The sequence below is a fragment of the Methyloceanibacter sp. genome (assembly GCF_035650995.1).
Lineage (GTDB): Bacteria > Pseudomonadota > Alphaproteobacteria > Rhizobiales > Methyloligellaceae > Methyloceanibacter.
Genome location: NZ_DASRGO010000177.1, coordinates 1 through 3,346, shown reverse-complemented (window position 1 = coordinate 3,346; position 3,346 = coordinate 1). Strand labels below are relative to the sequence as shown.

Here is a 3,346-nt window from a genome sequence, read left to right as displayed (position 1 = left end):
GGGGCGGGGTGGAAGGCGCTGCGGTTGAGGGGGTGCCGCGTGAGACTCAAGCCCCCACCCCGGCGACGCGAAGCCCCGCCGGCAAGCCGCTGCGCCTTAGCGCGAAAGCAGGAACACCGCCTGCTCGCCGAACAGGTTCTGGGCGAACAGCGGCATCGAGACGCCGAGCTTCCGCCCATGAGCGTTGAGCGCCACCGCGCGCTCGATTCTCGCGCCCACGTCGCGGCAAAGATCGGTGAAATCGTTGATCGTGCAGAGATGGATGTTGGGCGTGTCGTACCAGCGGTCCGGCAGATATTCGGTGCGCGGCATGTGCCCGCCGAACAGGAGCTTGGTCCGCACGCGCCAGTGACCGAAATTCGGGAAGGATACGATCGCCCGCCGGCCGATGCGCAAGAGCTGCTCGAGCACGTGGCGCGGGCTGTAGGTCGCCTGGATCGTCTGCGACAGGATGGCGTAGTCGAAAGCGAGGTCGGGGTAATAGACGAGATCGGTGTCGGCGTCGCCCTGGATCACTGACAGCCCCTTGGCCACGCAATTGTTCACGCCCGCCTGGCTCAATTCGATGCCGCGGCCGTCGACGCCCTTGCGCGCCGCGAGCAGGCGGAGCAGCGTTCCGTCGCCGCAGCCGACGTCGAGCACGCGCGAGCCGGGCGTCACCATCTCGGCGATCAGGAGCAGATCGACGCGCGCCGTGTCGTTGACCGTGCGCACGGCATGAGGCGGCACGTTCACATTCATGGCAGCCATCCCTTCGGCTCCGCGATGCCGCGCTTCAACGCCGCGGCGCCGAGGAAGCCGCGGATGGTATCGAACAGCTCGGGCTCGTGCAGCAGGAACGAGTCGTGACCGTTATCGGTCTTGAGCTCGACAAAGCTCACATTGGCGGCGACCGCGTTCAGCGCGTGCACGATCTCGCGGCTCTCTTCGGTCGGGAACAGCCAATCCGAGGTGAACGACACGAGGCAGAAGCGCGTCTTGGTGCCCAGGAAGGCATTGGCGAGCACCCCGCCGTGATCCGCCGCGAGGTCGAAATAGTCCATGGCGCGGGTGATGTAGAGATAGGAGTTGGCGTCGAACCGGTCGACGAAAGTGAGCCCCTGGTGGCGCAGATAGCTCTCCACCTGGAAGTCGGCATCGAAGCCGAAGGTGACCTTGTCGCGATCTTGGAGATTGCGGCCGAATTTCCGGTGCAGCGCATCGTCCGACATGTAGGTGATGTGCGCGGCCATGCGCGCGACGGCAAGGCCTTTGCGCGGACTCCTGCCCTCCTCGAGATACCGGCCCTGGCACCAGTCGGGATCGGCCATCACCGCCTGGCGCCCGACTTCGTGGAAGGCGATGTTCTGCGAGGAGTGGCGCGCCGAACAGGCGATCGGCACGGCCGAGAACACGCGGTCCTTATACGTCGCGGCCCACTCCAGCACCTGCATGCCGCCCATCGATCCGCCGAGCACGCACAACACCTCGGGAATGTTGAGATGGTCGAGCAGGCGGGCTTGCGCGCGCACCATGTCGCGCACGGTGATGACGGGGAAGTCGAGGCCGTAAGGGAGCCCGGTGGCGGGGTTGATCGAGCTCGGACCGGTCGAGCCCATGCACCCGCCGATGACATTGGCGCACAGCACGAAATAGCGGTCGGTGTCGATCGGCTTGCCGGGACCGACCATCATGTCCCACCACCCCGGCTTGCCGGTGACGGGATGGGGGTTGGCGACATGCTGGTCGCCGGTGAGCGCATGGCAGACGAGGACGAGGTTCGACCTGTCCTTGTTGAGCGCGCCATAGGTCTGATAGGCGATCGAGAACGGCCTGAGCGCCGAGCCGCAGTCGAGCGGCAAGGCCTCGTCGAAATGCACGATCTCGCTCTGCGGGTTGGCGATCTGCGCCAGACGCAAGGAACTATCGGTAATGGCCTCAGCCGTCTTGGTCTCGCCCATCTCGTTCCGCCCGCGGCCCAATCCCACCTCTACACAATCTGCGGTTAGCTAGGAGCTTAGCAACGAAAGTCAATCTTTTCTTTGCTTTGGTCCGAGAAATGCCCCAAGAGAGGCGCCTTGCAGCATCCCTTCCGAGGAGCCTCAAGATGAGCGCCAAGCGTGGGCCAATCCCGCGGCAAGGCATTCTCGACATCGCGCCCTATGTGCCCGGCAAGAGCGCGCTCCCCGGCGCGCACCCGGTGATCAAGCTCTCCTCGAACGAATCGCCGTTCGGCCCCTCCCCGCGCGCGGTCGAGGCCTATCTTGCGGCCGCCTCCTCGCTCTCGCGCTACCCCGACGGCTCGGCGCGGAGCTTGCGCGAGGCGATCGCCAAGCTCTACGGGCTCGATCCCGGCCACATCGTCTGCGGCGCGGGGTCCGACGAAGTGCTGAATCTCATCGCCAGCGCCTATCTCGGCTCCGGCGACGAGGCGATTTACAGCGAGCACGGCTTCCTCGTTTACAAGATCGCGATCCTCGGCCGGGGCGCGACCCCCGTCGTTGCGCCCGAGAAGGACCTCACCGCCGATGTCGATGCCATTCTCGCCAAGGTGAGCCCAAAGACGCGCGTGGTGTTCATCGCCAACCCCAACAATCCGACCGGGACCTATCTGCCCTTCGACGAGATGAAGCGCCTCCGTGCCGGCCTCCGTGACGACATCCTGCTCGTGATCGATTCGGCCTATGCCGAATATGTGCGCGCCAACGACTACGAGGCCGGCATCGAGCTTGTGGCCACCACCCACAACACGGTGATGACGCGCACCTTCTCCAAGATCTACGGGCTTGCTTATCTCAGGCTCGGCTGGGCCTATTGCCCGGCCGAGGTGGCCGATGCGCTCAACCGCATCAGGGGACCGTTCAACGTCTCAGGCCCGGCGATCGCCGCCGGCGTCGCCGCGCTTGAGGATCAGGCGTGGATCAGGCGCGCGGCGGACCACAACGAGGTCTGGCGCGGTCGCATGGCCGAGGCGCTTACCAGGCTCGGGCTCCGCGTCACGCCGAGCGCCGCCAATTTCCTCCTACTGCACTTCCCCACGGGAAACGGCCGCTCGGCCGACGAAGCGGACGCCTTCCTGCACGAGCGCCGCATCATCCTGAGACGTGTCGCGGAATACGGCTTTCCCGATGCGCTCCGCATGACGATCGGCACGGAGGACGACAACCGCGCCGTGCTCGAGGCGCTGGCCGCCTTCATGAGCGGCAAGGGCACAGCGCGCAAATGACCGCGCCCCTGTTCGACACGCTGGCCATCATCGGGCCCGGCCTGATCGGCTCCTCCATCATGCGCGCCGCCCGCGCCAAGGGCGCGGTGCGCAAGATCGTCGCCACCTCGCGCTCGCCCGAGACACGGAAGCGCGTGGTCG

At 66.1% G+C, this 3,346-nt stretch carries 3 protein-coding genes; 1 reads left to right on the top strand and 2 read right to left on the bottom strand.

All coding sequences use genetic code 11. From position 1 onward, the window contains the following. Positions 1 to 96: 96 nt before the first annotated feature. Both metW and metX read right to left on the bottom strand, forming a co-directional pair. Positions 97 to 750: a methionine biosynthesis protein MetW gene (gene metW / locus VFB18_RS13000; protein WP_324975988.1), complete on the bottom strand. Its 654-nt coding sequence runs from the start codon at positions 748 to 750 to the stop codon at positions 97 to 99. Beyond that, positions 738 to 1,940, bottom strand: a complete 1,203-nt coding sequence (metX, locus tag VFB18_RS12995) for a homoserine O-acetyltransferase MetX (RefSeq protein WP_324975985.1) — start codon at positions 1,938 to 1,940, stop codon at positions 738 to 740. The genes metW and metX overlap by 13 nt, the downstream gene beginning before the upstream one ends. Before the next feature lie 146 nt (positions 1,941 to 2,086). Between metX and hisC the strand changes: the two genes are divergently transcribed. Next, the gene (hisC, locus tag VFB18_RS12990; RefSeq protein ID WP_324975983.1) at positions 2,087 to 3,205 is read left to right on the top strand and encodes a histidinol-phosphate transaminase; all 1,119 of its coding nucleotides are present in this window, start codon (positions 2,087 to 2,089) and stop codon (positions 3,203 to 3,205) included. Positions 3,206 to 3,346 lie beyond the last annotated feature (141 nt).

Coding starts and splice junctions, on each gene's coding strand:
- metW (WP_324975988.1), bottom strand. CDS start 750: ATGGCTGCCATGAATGTGAACGTGCCGCCTCATGCCGTGCGCACGGTC.
- metX (WP_324975985.1), bottom strand. CDS start 1,940: ATGGGCGAGACCAAGACGGCTGAGGCCATTACCGATAGTTCCTTGCGT.
- hisC (WP_324975983.1), top strand. CDS start 2,087: ATGAGCGCCAAGCGTGGGCCAATCCCGCGGCAAGGCATTCTCGACATC.